This window comes from Asanoa sp. NPDC049475 (genome assembly GCF_040676915.1).
In the GTDB taxonomy this organism is placed as follows: domain Bacteria; phylum Actinomycetota; class Actinomycetes; order Mycobacteriales; family Micromonosporaceae; genus Asanoa.
Genome location: NZ_JBFAPY010000013.1, coordinates 1 through 22,309 on the forward strand (window position 1 = coordinate 1; position 22,309 = coordinate 22,309).

Below are 22,309 nucleotides of genomic sequence, written 5' to 3' on the forward strand. Positions count from 1 at the left end.
GTCCGGACGGTGCCTCGACGCCTGGAGCACCGCCAACGGAGCACAGATCCAGCTCTACGACTGCCACGGACAGACGAACCAGCAATTCAGGCTCGCCGCCCTCGCGCCGTGAGGAATTGATCCCACGAACGACCTGCTCCCGGACAACGTGCTGGCCGGGAGCAGGTCCGCAGGAACGGGAAGGGCGATGCCCTGCCAGGCCTGTCGACCGACAGCGGTAAGCCGCGACGAGCGCTGGCGTCCAGATCGGGCCGGGCGGCGATCTCGACTCCCGAAGCTCGTTAGACGGCCAAGCGGGTCGCCGTGCGGTCCGCGATCTGCCGCGGGCGCCTGATGGACGGGCTCCGCACGTTGACGCGGACCGTAGGAGTTCGATTCGCTCCGGCGGCACTCCACGAGCGGCGGGAACCTGCCGCCACATCTACGGCTCCTATTCGCATGGATACCCGCGGGGGCCGAGTGCTCACCCACGTCGCGCTGTCACTTGGTCTCTTGGTGGCGGCCACGGCCTGCGGCCCGGACACCGACCGGCCCGCGGCCGCGCCCTCCACGCCGGTATCCGCGCCGACGTCCCTGGCGGTCGAAGCCGACATCGGGCTGCCGGAGGGGTTCGCGCCGCTGTCGGTCGAGTTCGCCGACGTCCGCCACGGGTACGCCCTCTTCGTCCGCTGCCGCGGGCTCTGCGAGGCGCGGCTTTTCCACACCGCTGATGGCGGGCACACCTGGCGGCCGCGTGCGCACCCGCGTCCGGAGGCGAAGAACCACCAGCTCTACACCGGGGGTGACCGGGTGGTCGTGCTGCTGGCCGAGCCCCACTCGTGGTACGTCTCGCGGGACGCCGGCGCCTCCTGGCAGCCCCGTCCGTATGACGCCCTCGGGGTCACGCCGGTCGAGTACCACTCCGCCAACGGCAGGTACCACCTCGACTGCCCCGAGTCCGGCGCCCGCTGCGCGATCCGGGACTGGACAGCCGGCACCTCCTGGCGCCGGGAGCTCCCGGCGGAGCTGGTGGCCGCGCGTTCCCTCACCAACGGACGCGACGGCCGGGTGTGGCTGTCAGGTATGGACGGTGGGCGGATCGTCACCGCGGTCGGCCGGGTCGACGGCGGCTTCACCCGACTCGCGGTACCCGAGCAGCCGGGCCGCACGGTCTGGAACGCCCGGGTGGCGATCTCCGCGGACGGCCGGGACGTCTGGCTCGTCGCCGACCAGGACCCACTGGACGGCGCCGGGAGCGGTGGGAGCGGTGGCGGCGGCACCTTCGCGGCGCGCGTCCTGGCCCGGAAGGGCACCGGGCTGCCGCTGCTGTGGCAACTCCAGGCCGAGTCCTGGGTGCCCCGCCCGGTGACCGGTATCGAGGAGAAGGCCAACTGGCCCTACTCGGTCGCCCCGGCCGGCGGAGGAGTCCTGGCGATCACCGGCCCCGAGCAGACCGGATACCTCGACGGCGGGGTCTACTCCCCGGCGCCCGCCGCGCTCCGCCTCGACTGGGTGGGGCAGCTACCGGACGGCACCCTCTTCGGCCGAGACAACCGGCCCGGCGTCACCTACCTCAGCCCGGGCACCGGTTCAATGCGCGCCTGGTCCACCGTGGAGGTGAACCCCTGACGACTATCCCCGATCTTGCTCAACGCTCCTGCAGCATCGAGAGCGGAGAGTCGATCTGCGGCCCGACAGCCGTCCCTGTGGCGGCGGCCCCACCACCCCCGAACGGGCCTGTGCGAACCAACCGAAACGTGGCCTGACCAGGCGTTTTGCCGCCTGTGCAGGCCGCGTTCGAGTACGCGTTTCGGGTATGGGGGCTCGAACCACGGGGGAGCCGAGGGGACTCAGACGCCGGAACCCCGATGCCAGGTGTCGTGGTGCGGCTCGCAGCTAGATTGCCGGTTGGCCGAACCAGCGGGAAAGGTGGTCGTTCAGGTCCCGCTGGTCGTCACCGATCCAGGCGACGTGGCCGTCGGGGCGCAGCAGGACGCACGGCGCGTCCAGGGCCGCCGTCGGATCCGCGAGGTGGTCGACCCGGTCTGACCAGCCGCCGACGGCCAGGCGTCCGGTGCGGTCCAGCAGGAGGCCACGGCCGTGGTGGAGCAGGTCGTAGAGGCGGCCCTGCATCACGTCGAGGTCGGGCAGGCGGCGGCCGAGCAGGTCGGGCCCCGCGCCGAAGTCGTACCGGATGGCGATCGCGGTGATCTTCTCGATCAGGTGACGGTTCACCTCGTCGAAGTCCATCAGCTCGGTCAGCAGCCGGCGCACCGCGCGCGGTCCCGGCTCGGTCGACAGCAGTTGCATCTGGGCGCGGGTGTTGTCCAGGACGTCCTCGGCGACCGGGTGACGTTCGGTCTCGTACGTGTCCAGCAGCGTCTGCGGCGCCCACCCGCGGACCTGCGCCGCCAGTTTCCAGCCCAGGTTGACGGCGTCCTGGACGCCCAGGTTGAGGCCCTGGCCGCCGATGGGCGGGTGGATGTGTGCCGCGTCGCCGGCCAGGAGGACCCGCCCGACCCGATAGCGTTCGGCCACGCGGGTGGCGTCTCCGAAGCGGGACAGCCAGCGAGGCGAGTGCACGCCGAAGTCGGTTCCGGCGGTGGCGCGCAGCTGGTGCCGGAACTCCTCGAGTGTCGGTGGGCCCGAACGGTCGGTGGCTCCGGGGACGATGACGCGATAGACGCCGACGCCCGCCGGCGAGACGAGGAACCGCCTGTCGGTCTCGCGCATCGCGGTCATCGTCGCGGCGATCTCCTCCTGCGGCACACCCACCGCCAGCTCGCCCATCAACGTGTAGGTCCGTGACGGCTCGCCGGGGAAGGCGACACCGAGCAGCTTGCGTACGGTGCTGCGCGCGCCGTCACAGCCGACGAGGTAGCGCGTGCGCAGTCGTTCGCCGTCGGCGAGCTCGACGGTCACACCGTCGTCGTCCTGCGTGAGGCCGACCACCGCACTGCCGCGGCGGACCTGCGCGCCCAGGTCGATCGCGTGCTGTTCGAGCAGGTCGACGATGACCGGCTGTGGGATGCCCAGCAGGTAGGCGTGCGCGGAGTCCAGCCCCTGCGGCGCGGGTTTGTCGATCGCGGCGAAGAAGCCGCCGGCCGGGCGCCGCCTGCCGCGCTCGAGGATGGGCGCCAGCAGCCCGCGCATGGCCATCAGCTCGATGCTGCGAATGTGCAGGCTGACGATGCGCGCGTACGACACGGGCTCGGTTTCCTGCTCCAGGACGAGCACCCGCACATCGTGCAGCCGCAGCTCGGCGGCCAGCATCGCGCCGGTGGGTCCGCACCCGGAAATGATCACGTCGAACATTCGGTGTTGCCTTTCGGGAGTGTCGTGCGCTCCCGGCGACACCTGCGTCAGTCGCCCGCCCGTGACGGGATGGGGAGCACCCATATCGATCCAGCGGTCATGGGTCTCACCTCCTCGGGCGGTGTCACGGTCAAGCGCAAGCTACAAGGCCGAGCACCACCGCGTCCACTGCGTTTCCCGTCGATGGGCATGGAATGGAGGGAGGCGTCCAACGGGCGGTTCGCTGCCGCTGCGGGAGGACGGGTTCGCCGCGACCAGACCCGACCCGGCGCCGGCCACGGCGACGGCCGGTCGGACGACGCCCACGTCACGGTGCTCCGGTGCCAACACACGGCCGCATGCGCTCGCCCGCTCAACGCTTCTATCGGCGTCTCGGCTGGGTACCCGTCGTCGAAGGCCATCAGGGTCTGACAACCTCCGACCGCACCTCACCTCGTCTCACGCGCGGTCAGCGGCAATACGGGAAGCGTTGGCCGGCCGCATGTACCAGGTCGTCGTGGTCACTGCCCGAAAGTTCATCGACTCGTACAGCGGCCGTCCGGCATCCGTTGCGGTCAAGACGAAGGGCCGGTCGGGGCGGGTGTTGATGGCCTTGGTCATGACCGCCCGGCCGAGGCCCGCGAATCTGTATTCCGGCAACGTCGCCAGCCAATAGACGCCGACTACGGCGCCGTCGTCGAAGGTGCATCCGGCGGCGGCCGGCTGGTCCCGCAGGTGGGCGAGCCAGACGGAGCAGCCCGGGATGTTCAGCACGCGCGCCGGCAGCGCCTCGCCTTTCCGCCAAGGACGCAAGGCGGACACGGGGAAGCCCTCGACGATCGTCCGTTCTGCGAGGGCCAGGTCGTCGGGAGTTGTAACGCGGGCCACCTGCGCGGGCTCGCCGGAAACCCGCACGGTTCCAGGCGGGCGCACCATGACAGGCATGTCCAAGACCCGCACCGTTGGGTCCGGTGGCTCCGCTCGACCGGCGCCGAATGCATCCTCCAACACCGCGGCCTTCGTCGGTGGAACCGACTCGAGCAGTTCGGTGACGACTCCTGCGGATGCCGGTGCCCGCAGAATGAGCCGCGTCATGCGGGGTGTCTCCACCCGGAAGACTCGGGGATCCACAGAGACATTCAGAGCCGCCCCAGCCCACATCGCGACGGCGTTGTTCACGAGCGCATCGACATCGGCCACCCGAAGGATCTTAGAGGCGAACTCGCGTTCTTCGAGCCGGTGTCAGATCCGAGCCCTGCCTCGACGGGCCGAAACGCGGCTCAACGCGTCGAGGGCGTGTTCCACACGGTGACCGCGGCGCACGGCAGCGTAGTTGCCTCGGCGTAGGAGAGGTCTTCGGGGACCGGACGAGGGTTGCTCCGGCAGGACGGCGAACTCGGTGAGCATGCCGTCGAGGGAGCCTCCCAGTTGCGGCAGGTGCCGGGTTGCTGAGCGAGACGGCGTGAGCGGCAGCGCCACAGTCATCGCGGTCATCCTTCGATGAACTGGTAGTCGCTGACGATGCGCCCGTCCGCGCCGAGCACGAGGATCTCCAGCCCGGCACCGGCCGCGTCGCCACCGTCGCGCGGCACCATCTCCCAGCGAAACTTGACCACGTCGTGGAGCCGCTCGGCATCCCCGCGGGAGCGGAACATGAAGGTGCCCGGAGCGATGAACTCCTCGTACGCGCGCGTCACTCGCACCTCCAGTTCGTCGTGTCCGCGCGCCTCCAACACGAGATGATCGAAGCCCAGGCCCTGGGCGGCCTGTCGCATCTCCTGAGGCGGCTGCAGGACATGGACCCCGTCGGTGTACCAGAGCTCACGAACGGCGGCGCCGCGACGCCTCGGGTCGGGTTCGCTCCATACCGCGATGTAGCGGTCCACGAGGCTCTTCAGGTCGGTGTCAGCCATGGTGATCCTTCAGTTGTGGATGATCGTTGCGACCACGACTGTTCTGCGCTGAACGCCCCACGGCAATTCCCCGGAGGGAATCGCCAATTGGCACGGCACCCGGGTACACAGGAAGAGTGATCACCGAATCCGCGAGCGGCGGACTCGCGGGTGCGTTGCGCACATGGCGCACCCGACGACGCGTCAGCCAACTCGAACTGGCGGTGCGGGCCGGCACCACACAACGGCACGTCAGCTTCATCGAGAGCGGACGCTCAAACCCCGGGCGGGCGATGATCATTCGGCTGGCCGAATCGCTGGAGGTGCCGATCCGCGAACGCAACGAACTGCTCCTCACCGCCGGATTCGCACCCGCGTACCCGCAGCGCGAACTGGAGGATCCTCAACTGGCACCGGTCCGCACCGCCCTCGAACGCGTCCTGCAGGGCCACCTGCCGTACCCGGCCGTGATCCTCGACCGGCACGGCGACCTCATCTCCGCAAACGCCGGTTTCGACATGATCATCCGCGGAGTGGACCCACACCTGCTGGCCCCACCCGTGAGCGTTCCCCGAGTCCTGCTGCACCCCCGCGGTCTCGCATCGCGCATCGTCAATCTCGACGAATGGGCCTGGCACATCATCGACAGCGTCCGAGCCGAAAGCGTCCGCAACCCGAGCGAACGGCTCCAGCGCCTCGCCGAGGAACTCGTCGATCTGGCACCCCCGCGGCCACGGCAAGTCTCGCCGCACTACCTCGGGTTCGCGGTGCCGCTGCATCTGCGCATGAGCGACCCGGACAACCGGGAACTGCGGCTCATCACCACACTCACCCACTTCGGCACCGCCACCGACGTCACCATCGCCGAACTCCGACTGGAAGCATTCCTCCCGGCAGACGAAACCACCAGCACCGCACTGACCGAACTCGTTACGTGGTAACACCGTCCGCTCATCGCGGACAAGCGCCGATCAGTGAGCGACCGGTTCCGTTTCGTGAGACCACCAGGTGCCCACCCACCTGCTGTCGGCTGTCGCGTCGGCTGTCAGGTGCGCGTCCGGAACGGGGCGATGGTTGCGCGGATCTGGTTGGCCGCTCCCCAGTCGTCGTCGAACTGGGCCAGCACGGCGAGGTGTTGTCGCAGCTGGATGATCGGCATGCGGGCGCGCCAGTCGCTGTCGAGGCCGGTCAGCTCGGCGTAAACCGCGAAGAACCGTTGTGCCTCGGGCGGTGGCGAGGTGGACCACAGATGGGCGAGGTCGACCTCGGCCCACATATAGGACACCGCCGGGTCGATCAGTGCGGGTTGCCCGTTCGGAGCGGCGAGGACGTTCTGTGCCCACAGGTCGCCGTGCGTCATGCATGCTGGCCGGTCCGGCAGCAGGTCAGGCAGCCGATGGCACAGCCGTTCCAACGCCGATCGGTCTGCCGGGTCGAGTGCCGCCTCGACGCGGGGCTGCCCGAGCCACCGAAGCAGCCGGTGCTGTGCGAAGAACCGGAAGCCGTCGTCATCCCAGGTATTGACCTGGCGGCGACGGCCCAGCCAGTTGTCGTGGTGCCATCCGAAGCGACGGTGGGTTGTGCTCGTGTGCAGACGGGCTAGCATGTGCGCGAACTGCTCCCAGAATGCTTCGCTGCGCGGCCTGGGCTGCAGCACGGACAACACAAGCAGTTGCCGGTCGGCCAGGATCACCTCGGGTGTTGTCCTGCCGCCGAGCTCGCGCAGTGCGGCCAGCCCTTCGGCCTCCGTCACGAAGACGTCGTCGGCCGGCGCGTCGGCGAATGCCTTGACGAACACCGGTGGCGCGTCTCGGCGGGTGGCTATGCCCGCGAGCGCCGCGAGCCCACCCGCCGCCGGATCTACTGTGACGACATCGCGCATTCCCGCCCGGAGCAGGCACTCCAGCAGGAATGTTGCCGGGCGGATCACGACGAGCTCCTCCTACCTCGAGTGCGGGTGGCAAGAGTGTATGTGAGCAGTGTTTGGGCATCTGCGAGATCAACCTGCGGAGTCCGTCGCGTTCCACGCCTTGACACGACGGCGACCGTGGCCGGTATCGATCGTCGGAAACCCTTTGTCGGCCTACCCGCTCATGCCGCGATCGGGCGCGCCACCTGGTGGCAGATGCCGTCACACCGCGTGGCTGGACGTCAGGCCGGCCGACTTCCCGATCTGCCGAGAAGAGTATGTGTGTCATTGCCCCGACCGGCTGTTCGGTTTGCCGGTTGGGAGACTTGCCGGATGATTGCCTCTGCGGAGCGGCGTGACGTCATCGGGCAGGTCGCACAGCGCATTCCCGCACCCGACGGCCCTGGATGTCTCCGCGTTGCTGTCGACGGCCCGGACGGATCCGGCAAGAGCACGTTCGCCGACGAACTCGCCGCGGCCGTGCACGCTCTCGGCCGCCGTGTCGTGCGGGTATCACTCGACGACTTCCACAACGTCCGAGCGGTCCGGTACCGACAGGGACGCGAGTCGCCGGAAGGCTTCTGGCAGGACTCATACAACTACCTGCGATTCCTGAGCGACGTCCTGGATCCGTTCGGCCCGGCCGGCTCCCGGCGATACCGGCCAGCCGCGCATGACCTCGCGACCGACACCATCCTCGACCCGGAACCCCTTACTGCCCTTCCCGGGACGGTGCTCGTCGTCGACGGGCTGTTTCTGCATCGGGACGAGATCGTCATGGCCTGGGACTTGTCGGTGTTCCTGGATGTCCCCTTCGATGAAACGGCTAGGCGTATGGCCGCTCGTGACGGCACAAACCCCGATCCAGAGCACCCGAGCATGCGGCGGTACGTGGAGGCCCAGCGCATCTACTTCAGAGCCTGCTCCCCGCAACAGCGAGCCGATATCCTCATCGACAACAGTGATGTCAGCGCTCCGCGGATCGTCGGCAGATGACGTACTCAACTGCCGCGATCGGGCGTTCCCGATCTGCCGAGATATGCGCACCCGATCACGGCTGCCACGGGGGAGCGGGGTACGGGCGAATCGTGTATGTGCCGGCCGGCACCGATGCCGAGGTGGCGACACGATCCACCGACGACGCGTTCGTCGGCGAGCAGTACGACGTTGGCGCCACGCTGCGCGCGGAGTTCCCCGATTGGTTCGCGGCGGACGAGGACGAGGACGACCTGTCGCCCAGCAGCAGTTGGCCCGTGACCTCGAGCGTGACCTGCCGCACCTGGACGAACTCTGTGCTCTGGCCAACGACCTCTGGCCGCCTGACAACGGCTATGTCAGCGCCTATATCGGCGGGTATGCCGACGAGGAGGTAATCAAGAGTCTAGATCGTCATCCCGGTCGCGAAATGGTATTCCCATGTGGAGAAGGAGACGCACCGGCTGACGAGTGAGTGGGTGTCGCTCGCCCGCTTTCCCGTGGACAACGAGCTCTATTACCGGAGTGACGGGAGCTTCGTGGTCCGTCACGTCGACCTGGTCGCTGGTCGGGTCGACGAGGCACTTTCCGTGGCTGAGTTGATCCCGTAGAACAACGGCGGCGCCGGATACCGCCGACACCGACGAGGCGGTAGAACCCTTCGGCGGCGTCGGTGCCGACGCGGAGCAGTCCGATATCGTTGACGATGATCAGGTCGGTGCGGATGAGCCGGGGTCATGGCCCGGGTGACGGAGTCGCGGAACGCGTCCCGATCGTGCGCGGGCCCCGCCACACCGCGCACCGTCTGCGCGGTTGGGTGGCATCCGGACTCACGGCGCAGTCCCTACCGCACCATGCCCGTCGCGCAGGCCAGCGTGACATGAGCCGCCCGCGCTTTCCTGCGCAGCCCGCTCGATCTTCGCCCGGTACGCCTCGCGGGCCGCGGTGTCGATCTGCTCCTCGTGCTCTGGCCTCACCCCGGTGCGGCCATCGAGTTGCTCGCGCAGGATGTCGGCGTGTCCGGCATGCCGGGTGGTCTCCTGAAGGACGTGGATCATGATGGTGAACAGTTTGACGTCCGGCTGCGGCCACCACGGCACGTGGCCAGGCGCGTCGAGCGGAAGCTCTTTGATCGTCGCGTCCGCGTGCACCCAGGCACGCCGATAGAAGTCGATGATCTGTTCGCGAGCCTCGTCCGACCTCACCCACAGGTCGCTGCCGTCCGCGTCCTGCCATCGCCGCAACGCTTCCGGGGACTGGCGGCCGAAGACCTCACCGAAATACCAGGCCTCCAACGTCGCCATGTGCTTGACCAGGCCGAGGAGGTTGGTCCCCGTGACTGTCAGGGGACGCCGGATGTCGTACTCGGAAAGGCCGTCGAGCTTCCAGACCAGTGCCTCCCGGATCCCCTTGAGCCGGCCGTGCAGGCAGTCCTTCGCGAAATCATCGATCACGGGACACGAGCTTGCCATCCGACAGCAAGCGGAGCACCCCGAGAACCTCACAGCGCCGGCGCGAATCCGGCGACGATCCGCAGGGGCGGACGAGGTCGTCGGGTTCCGTCGCAGCGGATCGGATCGCCAGTGCGGCCGGCAGCAGACCGACCGCGACCGTCAGGCCGGCTTCTCGGCGATCAGCAGCGCGTACCCGGCGGAACCGGTCGCCACCGCGCGGGCCGCCTGCGCCGTCAGCTCCAGGGCGTGGTCGATGTCGACATCGGACAGTGCTGGCAACCGCATGAGCCGGTACGCCCGCAGGCGGGCGTCGATCTGGGTGACCATACGGGCCAGCGCCTCGTTGTGGGTCTCCCGCGCCGTGGCACGTAGCCCTGCCGCGGCCAGCATTGCCGCGTACTCGTCGACGGGTCGGGCGTCGGCCAGGCAGACCACCCATCCCGTCAGGCCGGCCAGCTCCGGCGGCAGCCCACCAGGCGCGACCGTGACGTCGGTGATGCCGAGCCGGCCGCCAGGTTTCAGCACGCGGGCCAGCTCGGTCGCGGCGGTGGCCTTGTCGGGGAACGTGCAGAACGCGCACTCGCAGACGACGGCGTCGAACGTGTTGTCGGGAAAGGGAATCCGCTCCGCGTCGCCCACCCGGAATCGGACCCGGTCGGCCAGCCCGGCGTTGTCGGCGGCCCGCGTCGCGGTGGCGACCGAGCGCTCGCCCAGATCCACGCCGTCGACCCTGACGCCGAACTCTTCGGCCAGCAGCAGCGCGCTGGTCCCCGTGCCGGCCGCCACATCGAGCACCCGCTGCCCGTCGCGCAACCGCAGGACGTCGGCCAGCCGACGGGTCAACGCCAGGCCGCCGGGATGGTAGGAGTCCCCAAGGATCAGCGCGACCGCGTCGCTCTGGTAGGCCGCCGCACAGCAGCTCTTGACTGCTTCCGCGGCCCGTCCTGACTGCCCACTGTCAACGGCCATAGCGCTCACCCGACGGCGCCGCGCCGTACCGCGGGCTGCCCGACGTTGGTGGCGTCCAGGAACCGGTGCCCGTCGGCGCCGACAACCTTCGACCCGTACGGCGAGTCGGCCAGGATCGTTTGCAGCGGCGCCGCGTTGGGCACCACATCGGCCACCGACACGCCGGACATCTGTTCCCGAACCTGCTCGCGGTAGCCGACCGAGTTGTACGCGCAGAACGGAATCAACCTGCCGTCGGGCGTGATCTCCTCGACGCAGCACTTCATGAGCTGCTTGACGTTGAGCGTGTACGGATCCTGGAAGTCCTGCACCACGATCATGAACACCCGCTCGGTGAGGTTCTCGATCGCCTCGGGCAGGTTGATCCCGCATGCGTCGGCGCAGTCGAGCGCCTCGGCGGCGACCCGCAGCTTGTCCTCGGTGGTGTCGGTTCCCATGAACGCCGAGGCCGACCACAGCTTCTCCAGCGCTTCCAACACGTTCAGGTCGGGTACGACCCGGTTGGACACGTAGTCCAGGTAGTCCTCGATGTTGATCAGCCGCGGGACCGGCACGACGCCGAAGCCTGGCTGGCCGGGCGGGCCCTCCGACAGCAGATAGGTGATCGAGCGGCAGGTGGGGAAGCAGCACGGGACCGGAAAGAAGTCGTCGGCGGTGAACCAGTCCGGCCGCTGCTCGGCGATCAGGTCGATGACGTCGGAGTTGGTCAGCCGGGTCAGCGGATCGAACTGGACATGCCGGCCGGAATGCGTAACCGGCTGGAACGCCACCGACCGCACCGCCGGGTGCGCGAGCCCGTACTCGATGATCGCGCCGCACTCGTGCTCGTTGAGGCCGCGCTCGATCGCCGCGACCAGGGTGACGGTCAGCCCGGCTGCGGCGCAGTTGTCCAACGCGCGGCGCTTGATTTCGCGCAGGTCCCGGCCCCGGATCTCGCGATGGGTGCGCTCGTCGAACCCGTCGAACTGGAGGTAGATGTTGACCCGGAAGGGCCCGTCGTTCCGCCTGCCCAGCTCCGCTACGAACGGCCGATCGTTGGCCAGCCGGATGCCGTTCGTGTTGAGGTTGACCGACCGGATCGGCCGGGCCAGCGCCGCGTCGATGAACGTCAGGATCTGTTTGTGGATGGTGGGTTCGCCGCCGGAGAACATCACCACCTCCGCCTCGCCCTCGCTGGCGATGAAGGTATCGAGCATCCGCTCGCACTGCTCAAGGGTGATCGCATACCCGTCGGGCTGGTGGCCGGAGTCGGCGAAGCAGATCGGGCAGTCCAGATTGCAACCGGTGTTGACCTCGATGATGCCGAGACACGCGTGCTGTTTATGCTCCGGACAGAGCCCGCAGTCCGACGGGCAACCGTCCTTCACCTCGGTCTGGAAGGCCAGCGGGATGGTGCCCGGCTTGTTGAACCGCGCCGAATCCAGGTACCGCTTCGCGTCGCCGTACACGAGCGCCTCGAACCAGCCATGCTCACGGCAGCGTTTGCCCAGGTACACCTTGCCGCCGCGGATGTTGACCTGCGCGTCGACCACCGTCTTGCACACCGGGCAGATCGACTTGGTGTACTCCACGAACACCTCATCGCGATCGGCCTTCCGAGCCGATGCGGCGTCAGCGGGGCGAGGAACGATCTCGGTCATACAACACCTCCACGCGGATGCGGCGCTTGTCGGTCAGGCGGTCCCTTGGGTCTCAAAGACCAGGTGGTAAATCGGCGACCTGCCGTGGCGTTCAGGGCGAACTGGGATGCCCAGCTCGGCCGGCATCACCAGCATCCCGCCCGCGATCCACGATACGAGCCCGTAGTTGGCCAGATGACACAGTCGGCCGCCGGGAGCGGCCGAGCCGCTGATAATTGAGGCGATGAGCAGCCCAGCGTGTAACGGAGGAACCCGATGCGTCCCGTCGCAACGCTCGCGGCCGGAGCGGCGTTGGCCGTCGGTGCCGTCACCGCCGGATACCTGGGCCTGGTCACCGCCGCCATCCCCGTAGACCTGGGCGTCGGGCGCCGCCACCGGCGGCTCGGCCCGCTGCGCGTGGACATCGCCGCACCACGGGAGCTGGTGTTCGACATCCTCGCCGCCCCGTACCTGGGCCGGCAGACCCGAGCCATGGCCGACAAGATCCACATTCTCGAACGCGGCACAGACATGGTGCTGGCCGCCCACCGCACTCCTCTCCACGGCCGGTTGGCGGCCACCACCGTCGAGACCGTTCGGTTCACCCGACCCGACCGCGTCGACTTCCGTCTGGTCCGCGGCCCGGTCCCCGACGTCACCGAAACGTTCCTCTTGACAGCCCACGACGATGCGACTCTGCTGGAATACCACGGAGATCTCGGCACCGATCTATGGGCGGCCGGTGCCTGGTGGGGTCGGCTGGTGGCCGGTCACTGGCAGCAGGCGGTGGCCGCCACGTTCGACGCGGTCAAGACCGAAGCGGAACGACGCGCCCACCGTTAGACCGGCACGACTTCGAGGGCGGGGAGCGACCGCGACCGGTGTGGCGAAGGAGCAGGTGAGTTGTTGTGGAGAACCCGGACGTGGGTGCGGCTGCGATATCGCGGGTTTACGCCGACATGGTTGGGGACCTGTTCCACGCGGGCCACGTGTCGCTCCTGCGGGAGGCGCGCCGTCATGGTGACTGGCTGGTCGTCGGCGTGCTGTCCGACGACACCGCAGCCTCTTACAAGCGTCGTCCCATCATGACCCTCGCCGAGCGGGTCGCCGTGATCGAGTCGTGCAGGTACGTCGACGAGGTGATCGAGGACGCCCCGTTTCAGGTGACCGAGGAGTTTCTTGCCGAGCACGGGATCACCACCGTGGTGCACGGCGACGACCTGTCGCCCGAGGGGGCCGAGTTCGTGTACGGACCGGCTGCAGCAGCTGGAAAACTCACATACCTTCGGCGTACGGAAGGAATCTCGACCACCCAGTTGATCCAGCGGGTGCTCGACGCGGCCCGCCTCGTGAGATGAACGACCGGATCAGCCGCGTAGGGCACGTGCTTCGAATTGGCCGGGCTCTGCCCTTCTAAGCGCCGGTGTGGGTGATCCAGACCTGGCTCGTCGGGTCCGCGTTGACCCACCGGAGCATGTCGTCGGCGAGGCGGCGCAGCTGGTGCGGGTCGAACTCGTCGATCGGCGCGCCGAAAGCGCCATGGACGATGGCCAGCACCCGCCACAGCAGTCCTGTGCCGTTACGGCGGATCAACGCCAGTTCACCGTTTACGCCGATGCCCCACAGCGTCCCCGGCGCCTGGGCGATCACGACCTCACCGACGTACGCGGTGACAAGCTCCACTGTGACCCGGTACCACGGATCGCGTGGCGCGTGGCCGGCGTCGGTGCCGCCGGCGAGCACGCCGTAGTACGACATCGCCAGTGTCGGCGTCGCCTCGGCGAACTCCCGCTGGAGACGGTCCCGCGAATCGCGCAGCCACGCCCAGAGCTCGTCCAGTGACGTACGTGCCCCGTCCAGGCGCAGGCCGGTGAGGTCGCGGAGCCGGTCGGTGAGCGGCAACGTGCTCGTGTGCCACGCGGTCAGGGTCGCCTCCTCGATGACGCTGAGCCGCGGGTCGCTTCCCGTGGTCAGCGCCGGCACGTCGAGCGCGGCCAGGCGTTCCAGCAGGTACGGCCGGTGCGACGGCTGGGTCCGCTCGTAGTCGATCTGGTACAGGTCGCGGGCCGCGGCGAGCCGACCACGCGATACCAGGACGCGAGCGTGCAGCCGGACCTCGGGAAGTCCGTACCGCCCGGCCTCCTCGATCGACTCGTGGTTCTGCCACCGCTTCAGCATCGCGTCCACCGACGTCAACGGTTCGAGGGCGCGCCGCAGTCGACCGGTGACCACCTCACGGAGCTGCACGGCGTCGTCGAGGTCACCGCTGTACAGCAGGACTCTGTGGTGGTGGACGTCCGGCAGCTCCAGCCGGACGTACGCCTCGACCCTGATCAGGTGCTCGCCCGGTTCGCGGCCGAAACAGTGGTCGAGGGTGATGACGTGGCTCAGCTCGCTGTCGAGGATGCGGGTCAGCCGCCAGCCGTCCCGCTGAAGACCGGTGAGCCTCGCCACCGTCCGGGCGGCCCGGTCCATCGCGGCCAGCCACGGCGGCCGCTCCTTCTTGGCCTCCTCCCACCGGCGCCGCACTGCCGCGGACAGCCGCCCCGTCGGCACGGCCGCAGCCGAGATCACCACGGCCTCCCGCTCGACGTGCTCCACCGCGGTCACGCCCGGCAGCGTCCGAAGGAACTCGACCATCCCGGCCACCAGGTCCTCGCGCTTCCAGGCGATCTCCTCGGCGAAGACCATCTCGTGTGACCAGTCCGCCCCGACCCCGGCCTCGCCAAGCCGCCACTCATCATCCACGGCGGTCAGTATGCCGGCCGCGCTGTCGGGACGGATGCGTTTCGACAGGGGCAGGTGTGGCAATGGCGGAGGTATCCCCATCAGCAGACGGCGATTTCTTGCTCTCGCAGGCGAGCCGGCACGGTGGACCGACCACGCCCGGCGGCGGGTTGAGGACGAGCTCGACGAGGCATAGCCGCGCTCACGCTCGCGAATCTTCCTGCGGCCCTGCCGGCGTCCCGGACAACGATCAAGGCGTGGAGTCCCGCCTGCGGGCGTTCCGTGGAGCGCGTCGCATCAGCCGTCGGAGAGGGCTCGATCGCGATCCAGCTCCTCCACGACCTGTTCGCCCTGGACCGGTCGCATCCGACCGGGTGTTGATCGGCGCCATGACCGGCTGGTTAGATCACGCCGTGACGTCGGTTGAGAACTTGCTGGTGGAGGCCGAGGCGGACCCGCATGCGCCGGCATGGAACGTGCTGTACGAGCGCGCCTGTCAGGAGGGCTTTCACGAGAGTGAAGAGGCGCTGCTCATCTCGCGATTGGCCAACGTCGCCGCCGAGTTCACACCCGCCGATCGCGACGATGTGCTGATCCTGGCCGGACAACTGGCGGTCGACATGGACGAGCGATCTCTCCGGCAGCACGCCGGTGCGCTGGAGCAGTTACGTCAGCTGACCACCGACTGGTTGCCGACGCCAACTGACGGGCGGTCGTTCATCTACCGTCTCCGGGCAGTCATGGCTTTGGAGGGCGATCTGCTCTGGGGCGAAGAACTTGAGCGGCTCATCTACGACGAGGTCGAAGTCGAGTGCCCGCAGTGCGAGATTTCCCTGTTCATAGCGTTCGGCGAACGCGGTCACTTCGCCACGCACGAGGACTACGCGACGAAATCGGACGTCGTCCAGACGCCATTGCTACCCGCGACAGCCGTTGACCTCGATGGCGTCGGTCTACGGCTGTACTCCATGAGCAACGACGTCGGGCAGCATCCCGTCGCCGAAGCGCTCACCTACCTATTCGGCCACGCCACCTGCACTCAGTGCGGCAGCACGTTTCGCGTCTCTGACCAGGTAGAGCGTTACTAGCGATCACAGGCCGTCGACCGGCGGTGACCAGGCCGGCCCCGCGCGACCGCAGCGCGCTGCACTACCCGGTCGAGCTGGTGATCGCCTCGTCGGTCAGCGAGATCCCGACCGGGCCGGCGTGGGCGTGGGCGTACCAGCCGAAGTGGGATGGTTGGCGCGTGCTCGCCCGGGTCCGCGATGGCCGCGTACAGCTCCATACCCTCGCCGGCAAGCCACTCGCGAGTCAGTTAAGAGGTTGACATTCCCCGATCCTGCGGGGCGCACCGAGCCAGATTTCGTCGATTCCGGCAGCAGGTCGCTGACGGTGGCTCCACTCGACGGCTCTTCTGCGGATCCGTAGGACGCCGACGCTAGTGGCGCCGCTGATCGAGCGCTGTGGAAGGAAACGGGGGAGAACCTGTGCGAATCGAGGCCGCGCGGCGTTAGACCTACGGGCCTACCGAGCGCGCCCGGTCGCAAGCGCCGCGTGACGTCACCTTTCGACGATAGGCCCAACGAGCATCGGGCGGCCGAGCATGTCTGGTGTGAACGACACCCCGGTGACCTTCGCCGCCAGGGCGAAACCTCTTGGCACGGCAGTGGAGTAGTTGTCATCCCAGGCAGCGTCCCACGCGTCTTGGTCCTCTGGCTTGTCCACCCCCATTCCCAGCTCGCGCATGAAGCTATTGAGCCGGTCACGATTGGAGCCGTAACGCTCGTATGGATGCCGCAGTCGATAGCCGGTGACGATCGTGCCGTCGATCGCGTACTCGAAGCTGTGCTCCGCAGCGTAGTCGTGTCGAGTGACCGCCAGCACCTCGCAGCCACGCGACAGTCCGGTCACCACCTCGTGGACCGTGGTCATCCAGCCGTAGGGCTCGATGGCCACGCACCACCTGCCAGTCTGGAAGACACCCACGTAACCGCCGCCATTCCCGCCACCCGTCTTGTTGACGAACTCCTCTGCCTTAGCGTTGAGTTCGCCGAAGTCCGACGCTTGGCCGGAGCCTGCGCCCCGGCTGAAGCGGCGCACCACCTCCGCGGCGTCAAGCCCGCTGAAGAAGGCCACGCTGAAGATCACGCCCAGTGGACCGCCGGGCTCGGACGCGTTGAGCCACTGGAACGGGGCTAAGGGATCGGTTGTCGTCATGCGGACATAGTCGCAGACCCTGCCGACAAACAGCCGAGAAGGTCCACGATGGATGGTCATGACGCCTGCTCACCGATTGCTCACACAAGCGGTTGACAGTCAATCGCTACGGATGCCAGAGGCCAGCCGTCTGGTCGGGCCGGCGGACAGCGTCTCAGCGTCTGTAGGCAACCCCGCCGACCGGGAAGGCCCGAGACGCATCGCAGGGGTCGAAGGCTCCGGCCACCGTGCGGCCGGGAGACTGGCGCTTAGGTGTGATCATTCGCGGATTCGAACCATCGAGCGGGTCACGCCAAGCTGTCGCCGACCGACGTATCCGCGAAGCCCGCCCGGCAGGACCAACTGCGTGTGTGACAGCCCTCGGTCGCTGGGGCGGCCTTCCATGCCTCGGTTACGTTGAGCGGCGGGTCGCCGCAGGTCCACGTGAAGTAACGATGATCAGGCCCGCCTCGCCCGACACGACGTCACGCGAGCCGGGCCTACAGCACTTCGGCTCCGGTGGGTCGCCGTTGTTCGAACCTCGTGGCACGTCTCGGGCCGGCTCAGGGACGGTCGTGGAGGAACCAGGCGTCGCTGCGGGTCACGGCGAGCGCGAGTTCCCAGCTCGGCGACTGAAGACTGCCGCCCACCGCAAGAAGTTCAAGGGCCAACTGCCACGCCTGCTCACCGAGGGCAGGTCGCCTCGCGACGACGAACTGCAGCATCGTTCCCCACGACGCCACCAGTTCAGCGCCCCACTGCCGCTCCCATTGCCGGATCGCCGCAGCGAGCCCCTCGCGGCCCGGATCGTCGCTAGGCTCCGTACGACTGGCCTTCTGCGTCGCGCCGAAGTAGTTCAGCCATGCCGGCGCGAGCCACTGTGTCGACGTCGGCAAGAGCACAACCTGTGCCTCGCCGACATTCGCGAACCACTGCCCGGTGCCGACGTGCTGCGCAGCCCTCGGCCAAGACTGCTCCAGGACCGCAGGATTGGCCAATAGCCGCTCCCATGCCCAGCGCTCGACCGCGAACAGTGACATTGGCTGGCTAAGGCTCCGCAGTGCGTGGGCGGTGGCATCCGCGCCGAGGACATCAGGCAGCCACAGATGAAGCTCGTCCGGCTTGATCAGCGAGTCACACCCCCACCAGCGATAGACCGTCCACGGATCCACCGTCCGAGCCGCATGCTCGAGCGCCTCGATCTGCTCGGTCTCGGCGTCGAGCCACTCTTCGTCGACCATGGTCAGGACGGGCCACCGGCCGGTCCGCGCCACGGCGGCCCGCGCCGCTCGCCAAGCGAGAAGGAGGCGGCTCGGTTCGACGCCGGTGACCACCCACGTGTCGCCGAGGCCTTCCTCGACCGGCAGCCCATCCAGCACCGTGCCCCGGAACTCGGCGGCGATCTCGTCTGGGTCGTCCATCACTCCAATCACGCCGCAGACCGTAACCCCTTCACACGCCAGGATGGTCCTGGTCCAGCTTCAACCCGCGCCACGAGTCCGACCGTCACACCGGCAGTCGTAGCGTTCGAAGTTTCGGTGGTTGGTCTACGGCGACGGCGAGACCAGCCGCCTCTCATGCCGGGGGACCTTCACGACTCGGACATCGAATGCGAACTCCACGTTCGACCCGTCTGCGAACGAGACTGTCACGTGAGTGTCGGGACCTGTTGGGTGGTTGTCCATCCATTGCACGTGTACGACCTCGGCCGTCAAGGAGCCGTCTGGACGTACCAAAGCGAATCCCTCGACGGTCGACCTGGGCGACAACCGGATGGAGCGGTCCACGCTGCTCCGCAAACTCCTGCTCTCGCCAGCGCCCTCGAGCGCCCGTTCGCCGGGACCGGGCTCGGACGTCATCGGGACGGACCGAGCCCGGTACGGCTTGCGTGTGCCGTCGCCGTCCTTGCAGCCGCCCAGCGAGCCCGACACGCCACACTCCAGGTAGCCACGGGGATCGACGTTGCACCAGCGGCCGGTTCAGGCAGCGTTCTTCGCGATGGTTTCGAACACCTTGAGGGTGCTGGCCGACGTGCGTCGGCGCGGCGTCGGGTCCGGGATCCCGCGATCCACTGTGACCCTTCGCGATCACCTGAAGACAGGGTCGCTGAACGGTAGCAATGCCGGCGGCCTGGACGATGTATCCACGGACCGTCGCCGGGCTCGCCGTTTCAACGTTTGGCTTTCCGACACTCGGCTCGGTGATCGAAGATCGCCAGGTGCGCAGGTTCGTACCGCACCTCGAAGCCGCGAAACGCGCCTCCAAACGCATGGAAGCAAGGCCGTTGTGCTGCCGATACATCTCCGAACGCGCAGGTCTATCTCGGCGGCGGGATACAGCCCACAACTGCGCACCGTCTGGGCGGTTATCCCTGGTCACGGACGTGTATGTGGGCGATTTGACCGCGCCGTAGGGGGTCGCTGGGTGGGCAGTTGGTGTGGGGACCTGCGCACGGGGCGGCGTGAGGTGTAGATCATGGCAGGTGGGTTTGCAGACTGTCAGGCGGCTGCATCCGCTTCTGTCGATGAGCGGACGATCGGCTCCCACTGGTGGATGAAGGTGACCCTGGCATCATCGGAGCAATGAGCGACTGGGAGCACTTCCTCCACGAGGTTCCGTGGTTCCTCCGTCCCGGAGAGAGTGCCGTAGTGGGTGAGGCGCAATCGTGGACCCGCGGATCAATCGACGGTTTGCCTGAACTCTCCGCGCTGTTCGCCTCGGCGACCCTCACACCCGTCTCCGTCGAAGGCGACGCCTACGAGTTGCTTGCATGGGGATCATCGGACGATCGACGGGGATGGCTCTGCCGCCCGCCCCACGACGTGGATAGCGATTCCGTTCCCTGGACCCACAAGAGCTTCTGGAAGCGCTGCGGCGGTATCGTCGAACGGTTCCGCGAGCCCGACACCTGGTGGAACAACCAGAACGAGGTGCTTACGGTTGACGCGACGCGCGTACGAGTCGCCGATGTGCTCACCGACTACGCATGGCTATGGGAAGACGACGGCCTCGAAGTCTCCATCAACCCCGACGAGTACTACGCCGTCGCTGTGGAGGCCAACGGGAATCTGACGCTGGCGCATTGCGATAACGGCCGGCTCCTTCTCTTCGCACCAGACCACGCTTTCGCGAATGTCACGCCGTTGGCCGGCTCCCCGCCGTACTCACTGCTCACGATCGATCATGTGCCCAACCTCGCGGCCTGGATAGAGATATGTGCTGCGGCGTGGCGATAGCCGTTGGCCGACGAGCGTCCGCATCTGCCGCCGATCGGGCGCGCTACCTGCTCGCAGTTGCCGTCACACTGCGTGGCTGGACTTCAGTCCGGCCGACTTCCCGAACTGCCGATGAGCGGGCTCTTGCTGTGATCGGTGTTGTCGACTCAGGGGCGTGCGTCGAATTGGAGCCGGGCTTCGAAGACGCGGTCCATGTGTGTCTCCGCCCAGTTCTTGATCGCGATCATGACGGGGAACAGTTCATGGCCGAGTGGGGTGAGGGCGTAGTCGACGCGGACCGGCACTGAGGCGGTGACCGTGCGGGTGACCAGGCCGTCGCGCTCCAGGGTGCGCAGGGTTTGGGTGAGCATTTTCTGGCTGACGCCGGCGATGCGGTGGGCGAGCTCGCTGTGCCGCTGCGGGCCGTCGGCGAGCGCTGGGATCACCAGGGCGACCCATTTGTCGGTGAGTCTGCTCAGCAGCTCGCGGGTCGGGCAAGCTGCCAGGAACGCGTCGTAGTCGCGTTTGGCCTGTTCGCGGCGTTGTGCGGCGGTGGTCGTCGCCATCTTCTCACCTCCGGTGCCCTAGGCACTTCGCGGTACCTACTTACTCACAGTACCTACGATTCGTACGGTTGTGGTGATCACGAGGTCTCACGAAGGAGACGGAGATGCGCGCAGTCAGGTATGCACAGTTCGGAGGGCCGGCGGTCCTGCACGTGGCCGACGTGCCGATGGCCGAGCCCGGACCGGGCCAGGTGCGGGTGCGGGTGGGGGCGTCGGTTGTCCATCCGGTCGACCTGATGGTCCGCTCCGGTCGGTTCCCGGCCCCGTTGCCGACCGGTCTGCCGTACACACCCGGCTGGGACGTTGCCGGCACCGTCGACACGGTCGGCCCATCGGTCAAGGAGATCGCGGTCGGCGACGAGGTCATCGGCTTCTCGCCGTGGCTGCAAACCACCGTCGGTGCCCATTCGGAATACGTGGTACTCGACGCCGGCTGGCTGACGACCGCGCCCACCGGCGTTTCCGCGACCGAGGCGGCGACGCTGCCGACCAATGGCCTGGCCGCCGCCCAGGCCCTCGACCTGCTCGCGCTCCCAGAGGGTTCGACCGTGCTCGTCACCGGCGCCGCGGGGCAGGTCGGTGGGTTCGTTCTCGCGCTGGCCCGGGCGACCGGCCTGCACGCCACGGGACTTGCCGGGGCCGACGACCGCGAGTTCGTCGAGTCGCTGGGCGCGGCGTTCCTGTCGCGCTCAGGCGACCCGACCGGTACGTACGACGCGGTCGTCGACCTGGCGGTGATCGGCTCCTCGCTGCTGGACCTCATCCGCGACGGCGGGGGCTACGTGGCCGCGTCACCCCCGCTTCGCCCGGAGCCGGTGCGAGGAATCCGGACCTTCGCGCTGGAGGTGCTACCGGACGGACCCCGTCTGGCCGAACTGGTCAAACTCGTCACCAGCGGCGACATCCCGCTCCGGGTGGCTGACGTGTACACCTTCGCCGACGCGGCGGCCGCACACGAGCGGCTGGCCCAAGGCGCCGTGCGCGGTGGAGTCGTGATCATCCCCTGACCCGTAGCGGAAGCCAGCCACAATTCGTTGGCCGCTCGCGCCACGCTCACCACCCGGCGCGACGCGACGGCGCCCGCTCATCCCGCCGGGGCGTCGCAGCCGGCGCTTGCTGTCAGGTAGATCAGTGCCGCCGCCGTGCGAATCCTCGTCGAGACCCGAAGGCGGCCGGCGCGCGCACTCTCATGCTGCGATCCGCGCGCGTTGCGGCTGCCTCGGCTCATGCGATGCCGTCTTCACGCTCGTCCTCACCGAAGCCGTGCTGATGAATGACCTCGACGATCTGGTCGAAGACTAACAAGCAGATCAGAAACAATACGGACGAAATGCGCAAGGTCCAGTTGGGTCGGGGCAGGCCGTCGATCGACGTCGATCGACGCACCGTTCAACGTCGGAGGTCTCCGCCACGGTCTGGAACATGACACGGCAACACATGGTCTCAGCCGGAGGTGCGTTCTCGGCGCCCTCGGACCAGCTGTGAAAGGCTTCTTCATGCCGCTCAGAGCCTAT

The 22,309-nt window shown here is 68.0% G+C and carries 24 protein-coding genes; 12 read left to right on the forward strand and 12 right to left on the reverse strand.

The features are described 5' to 3' along the window. Together AB0J88_RS37245 and AB0J88_RS37250 are read left to right on the forward strand one after the other, a co-directional pair. Positions 1 to 112, forward strand: a 112-nt coding sequence (locus tag AB0J88_RS37245; RefSeq protein WP_364360518.1) for an RICIN domain-containing protein, incomplete at its 5' end; no start/stop codon positions are given. Between the two features lie 326 nt (positions 113 to 438). Further along, the gene (locus AB0J88_RS37250) at positions 439 to 1,608 is read left to right on the forward strand and encodes a hypothetical protein (protein WP_364360227.1); all 1,170 of its coding nucleotides are present in this window, start codon (positions 439 to 441) and stop codon (positions 1,606 to 1,608) included. 267 nt (positions 1,609 to 1,875) lie between these two features. On the opposite strand, the gene rox is transcribed toward AB0J88_RS37250, so the two are convergent. From rox to AB0J88_RS37265, 3 genes are all read right to left on the reverse strand, one after another. Further along, positions 1,876 to 3,294, reverse strand: coding sequence for a rifampin monooxygenase (rox, locus tag AB0J88_RS37255; protein WP_364360230.1), 1,419 nt, complete (start codon positions 3,292 to 3,294; stop codon positions 1,876 to 1,878). 438 nt (positions 3,295 to 3,732) lie between these two features. Further along, on the reverse strand, positions 3,733 to 4,473 hold the full coding sequence (locus AB0J88_RS37260; RefSeq protein WP_364360233.1) for a GNAT family N-acetyltransferase: 741 nt from the start codon (positions 4,471 to 4,473) through the stop codon (positions 3,733 to 3,735). A gap of 290 nt (positions 4,474 to 4,763) precedes the next feature. Next, on the reverse strand, positions 4,764 to 5,186 hold the full coding sequence (locus tag AB0J88_RS37265; RefSeq protein ID WP_364360236.1) for a hypothetical protein: 423 nt from the start codon (positions 5,184 to 5,186) through the stop codon (positions 4,764 to 4,766). A gap of 116 nt (positions 5,187 to 5,302) precedes the next feature. Here AB0J88_RS37265 and AB0J88_RS37270 point away from each other — a divergent pair, with 116 nt between their 5' ends. Then, positions 5,303 to 6,106: a helix-turn-helix transcriptional regulator gene (locus AB0J88_RS37270; protein WP_364360239.1), complete on the forward strand. Its 804-nt coding sequence runs from the start codon at positions 5,303 to 5,305 to the stop codon at positions 6,104 to 6,106. 104 nt (positions 6,107 to 6,210) lie between these two features. Here the strand turns inward: AB0J88_RS37270 and AB0J88_RS37275 are convergent, their stop codons facing one another. Next, positions 6,211 to 7,095 (reverse strand): fructosamine kinase family protein, encoded by an 885-nt coding sequence (locus AB0J88_RS37275; RefSeq protein WP_364360242.1) that lies wholly within the window; start codon positions 7,093 to 7,095, stop codon positions 6,211 to 6,213. Positions 7,096 to 7,407: 312 nt separating this feature from the next. Between AB0J88_RS37275 and AB0J88_RS37280 the strand changes: the two genes are divergently transcribed. The 3 genes from AB0J88_RS37280 to AB0J88_RS37290 all read left to right on the forward strand — a co-directional run bounded on the left by AB0J88_RS37280 (position 7,408) and on the right by AB0J88_RS37290 (position 8,660). Continuing rightward, positions 7,408 to 8,070: an AAA family ATPase gene (locus AB0J88_RS37280; protein WP_364360245.1), complete on the forward strand. Its 663-nt coding sequence runs from the start codon at positions 7,408 to 7,410 to the stop codon at positions 8,068 to 8,070. A gap of 92 nt (positions 8,071 to 8,162) precedes the next feature. After that, the gene (locus tag AB0J88_RS37285) at positions 8,163 to 8,447 is read left to right on the forward strand and encodes a hypothetical protein (protein WP_364360248.1); all 285 of its coding nucleotides are present in this window, start codon (positions 8,163 to 8,165) and stop codon (positions 8,445 to 8,447) included. Positions 8,448 to 8,492: 45 nt separating this feature from the next. Then, positions 8,493 to 8,660, forward strand: a complete 168-nt coding sequence (locus tag AB0J88_RS37290; protein ID WP_364360250.1) for a hypothetical protein — start codon at positions 8,493 to 8,495, stop codon at positions 8,658 to 8,660. A gap of 219 nt (positions 8,661 to 8,879) precedes the next feature. On the opposite strand, the gene AB0J88_RS37295 is transcribed toward AB0J88_RS37290, so the two are convergent. The 3 genes from AB0J88_RS37295 to AB0J88_RS37305 all read right to left on the reverse strand — a co-directional run bounded on the left by AB0J88_RS37295 (position 8,880) and on the right by AB0J88_RS37305 (position 12,112). Then, positions 8,880 to 9,503 carry a DinB family protein gene (locus tag AB0J88_RS37295; protein WP_364360253.1) on the reverse strand — a complete coding sequence of 208 codons (624 nt, stop codon included), beginning with the start codon at positions 9,501 to 9,503 and terminating at the stop codon, positions 8,880 to 8,882. A 159-nt stretch (positions 9,504 to 9,662) separates the two neighbouring features. Continuing rightward, positions 9,663 to 10,472, reverse strand: a complete 810-nt coding sequence (locus AB0J88_RS37300) for a methyltransferase domain-containing protein (protein ID WP_364360256.1) — start codon at positions 10,470 to 10,472, stop codon at positions 9,663 to 9,665. Positions 10,473 to 10,477: 5 nt separating this feature from the next. Continuing rightward, entirely contained in the window at positions 10,478 to 12,112 is a 1,635-nt protein-coding gene (locus AB0J88_RS37305) for a radical SAM protein (RefSeq protein ID WP_364360259.1), read from the reverse strand. Positions 12,113 to 12,367: 255 nt separating this feature from the next. Here AB0J88_RS37305 and AB0J88_RS37310 point away from each other — a divergent pair, with 255 nt between their 5' ends. Together AB0J88_RS37310 and AB0J88_RS37315 are read left to right on the forward strand one after the other, a co-directional pair. Next, positions 12,368 to 12,934 carry a hypothetical protein gene (locus tag AB0J88_RS37310; RefSeq protein ID WP_364360262.1) on the forward strand — a complete coding sequence of 189 codons (567 nt, stop codon included), beginning with the start codon at positions 12,368 to 12,370 and terminating at the stop codon, positions 12,932 to 12,934. Positions 12,935 to 12,999: 65 nt separating this feature from the next. After that, a complete protein-coding gene (locus tag AB0J88_RS37315; protein ID WP_364360265.1) occupies positions 13,000 to 13,449 on the forward strand; it encodes an adenylyltransferase/cytidyltransferase family protein in 450 nt (149 codons plus the stop codon). A gap of 55 nt (positions 13,450 to 13,504) precedes the next feature. Here AB0J88_RS37315 and AB0J88_RS37320 read toward each other — a convergent pair whose 3' ends face one another. Then, positions 13,505 to 14,839, reverse strand: coding sequence for a hypothetical protein (locus AB0J88_RS37320; RefSeq protein WP_364360268.1), 1,335 nt, complete (start codon positions 14,837 to 14,839; stop codon positions 13,505 to 13,507). A 353-nt stretch (positions 14,840 to 15,192) separates the two neighbouring features. Here AB0J88_RS37320 and AB0J88_RS37325 point away from each other — a divergent pair, with 353 nt between their 5' ends. Together AB0J88_RS37325 and AB0J88_RS37330 are read left to right on the forward strand one after the other, a co-directional pair. Next, positions 15,193 to 15,906 (forward strand): hypothetical protein, encoded by a 714-nt coding sequence (locus AB0J88_RS37325; protein WP_364360271.1) that lies wholly within the window; start codon positions 15,193 to 15,195, stop codon positions 15,904 to 15,906. 23 nt (positions 15,907 to 15,929) lie between these two features. Next, the gene (locus AB0J88_RS37330) at positions 15,930 to 16,145 is read left to right on the forward strand and encodes a hypothetical protein (RefSeq protein WP_364360274.1); all 216 of its coding nucleotides are present in this window, start codon (positions 15,930 to 15,932) and stop codon (positions 16,143 to 16,145) included. 233 nt (positions 16,146 to 16,378) lie between these two features. On the opposite strand, the gene AB0J88_RS37335 is transcribed toward AB0J88_RS37330, so the two are convergent. Together AB0J88_RS37335 and AB0J88_RS37340 are read right to left on the reverse strand one after the other, a co-directional pair. Next, entirely contained in the window at positions 16,379 to 17,095 is a 717-nt protein-coding gene (locus AB0J88_RS37335) for a DUF6461 domain-containing protein (RefSeq protein ID WP_364360277.1), read from the reverse strand. Positions 17,096 to 17,577: 482 nt separating this feature from the next. Further along, entirely contained in the window at positions 17,578 to 18,447 is an 870-nt protein-coding gene (locus tag AB0J88_RS37340) for a DUF4253 domain-containing protein (protein ID WP_364360280.1), read from the reverse strand. Between the two features lie 1,149 nt (positions 18,448 to 19,596). Between AB0J88_RS37340 and AB0J88_RS37345 the strand changes: the two genes are divergently transcribed. Next, complete coding sequence (locus AB0J88_RS37345) at positions 19,597 to 20,250, forward strand: hypothetical protein (protein ID WP_364360283.1); 654 nt, start codon at positions 19,597 to 19,599, stop codon at positions 20,248 to 20,250. Positions 20,251 to 20,396: 146 nt separating this feature from the next. On the opposite strand, the gene AB0J88_RS37350 is transcribed toward AB0J88_RS37345, so the two are convergent. Then, positions 20,397 to 20,795 (reverse strand): helix-turn-helix domain-containing protein, encoded by a 399-nt coding sequence (locus tag AB0J88_RS37350; protein WP_364360286.1) that lies wholly within the window; start codon positions 20,793 to 20,795, stop codon positions 20,397 to 20,399. Between the two features lie 104 nt (positions 20,796 to 20,899). On the opposite strand from AB0J88_RS37350, the gene AB0J88_RS37355 reads away from it, so the two are divergent. Next, the gene (locus AB0J88_RS37355) at positions 20,900 to 21,802 is read left to right on the forward strand and encodes an NADP-dependent oxidoreductase (protein WP_364360289.1); all 903 of its coding nucleotides are present in this window, start codon (positions 20,900 to 20,902) and stop codon (positions 21,800 to 21,802) included. Positions 21,803 to 22,019: 217 nt separating this feature from the next. Here the strand turns inward: AB0J88_RS37355 and AB0J88_RS37360 are convergent, their stop codons facing one another. Further along, entirely contained in the window at positions 22,020 to 22,181 is a 162-nt protein-coding gene (locus AB0J88_RS37360; RefSeq protein ID WP_364360292.1) for a hypothetical protein, read from the reverse strand. Positions 22,182 to 22,309 lie beyond the last annotated feature (128 nt).

Bases quoted from the DNA above. Each gene is read 5' to 3' on its own strand.
- AB0J88_RS37280 (WP_364360245.1), top strand. From the start codon at position 7,408: ATGATTGCCTCTGCGGAGCGGCGTGACGTCATCGGGCAGGTCGCACAG.
- AB0J88_RS37355 (WP_364360289.1), top strand. From the start codon at position 20,900: ATGCGCGCAGTCAGGTATGCACAGTTCGGAGGGCCGGCGGTCCTGCAC.
- AB0J88_RS37335 (WP_364360277.1), bottom strand. From the start codon at position 17,095: ATGACCATCCATCGTGGACCTTCTCGGCTGTTTGTCGGCAGGGTCTGC.
- AB0J88_RS37250 (WP_364360227.1), top strand. From the start codon at position 439: ATGGATACCCGCGGGGGCCGAGTGCTCACCCACGTCGCGCTGTCACTT.
- AB0J88_RS37310 (WP_364360262.1), top strand. From the start codon at position 12,368: ATGCGTCCCGTCGCAACGCTCGCGGCCGGAGCGGCGTTGGCCGTCGGT.
- AB0J88_RS37265 (WP_364360236.1), bottom strand. From the start codon at position 5,186: ATGGCTGACACCGACCTGAAGAGCCTCGTGGACCGCTACATCGCGGTA.
- AB0J88_RS37305 (WP_364360259.1), bottom strand. From the start codon at position 12,112: ATGACCGAGATCGTTCCTCGCCCCGCTGACGCCGCATCGGCTCGGAAG.
- AB0J88_RS37345 (WP_364360283.1), top strand. From the start codon at position 19,597: ATGAGCGACTGGGAGCACTTCCTCCACGAGGTTCCGTGGTTCCTCCGT.
- AB0J88_RS37350 (WP_364360286.1), bottom strand. From the start codon at position 20,795: ATGGCGACGACCACCGCCGCACAACGCCGCGAACAGGCCAAACGCGAC.
- rox (WP_364360230.1), bottom strand. From the start codon at position 3,294: ATGTTCGACGTGATCATTTCCGGGTGCGGACCCACCGGCGCGATGCTG.
- AB0J88_RS37300 (WP_364360256.1), bottom strand. From the start codon at position 10,472: ATGGCCGTTGACAGTGGGCAGTCAGGACGGGCCGCGGAAGCAGTCAAG.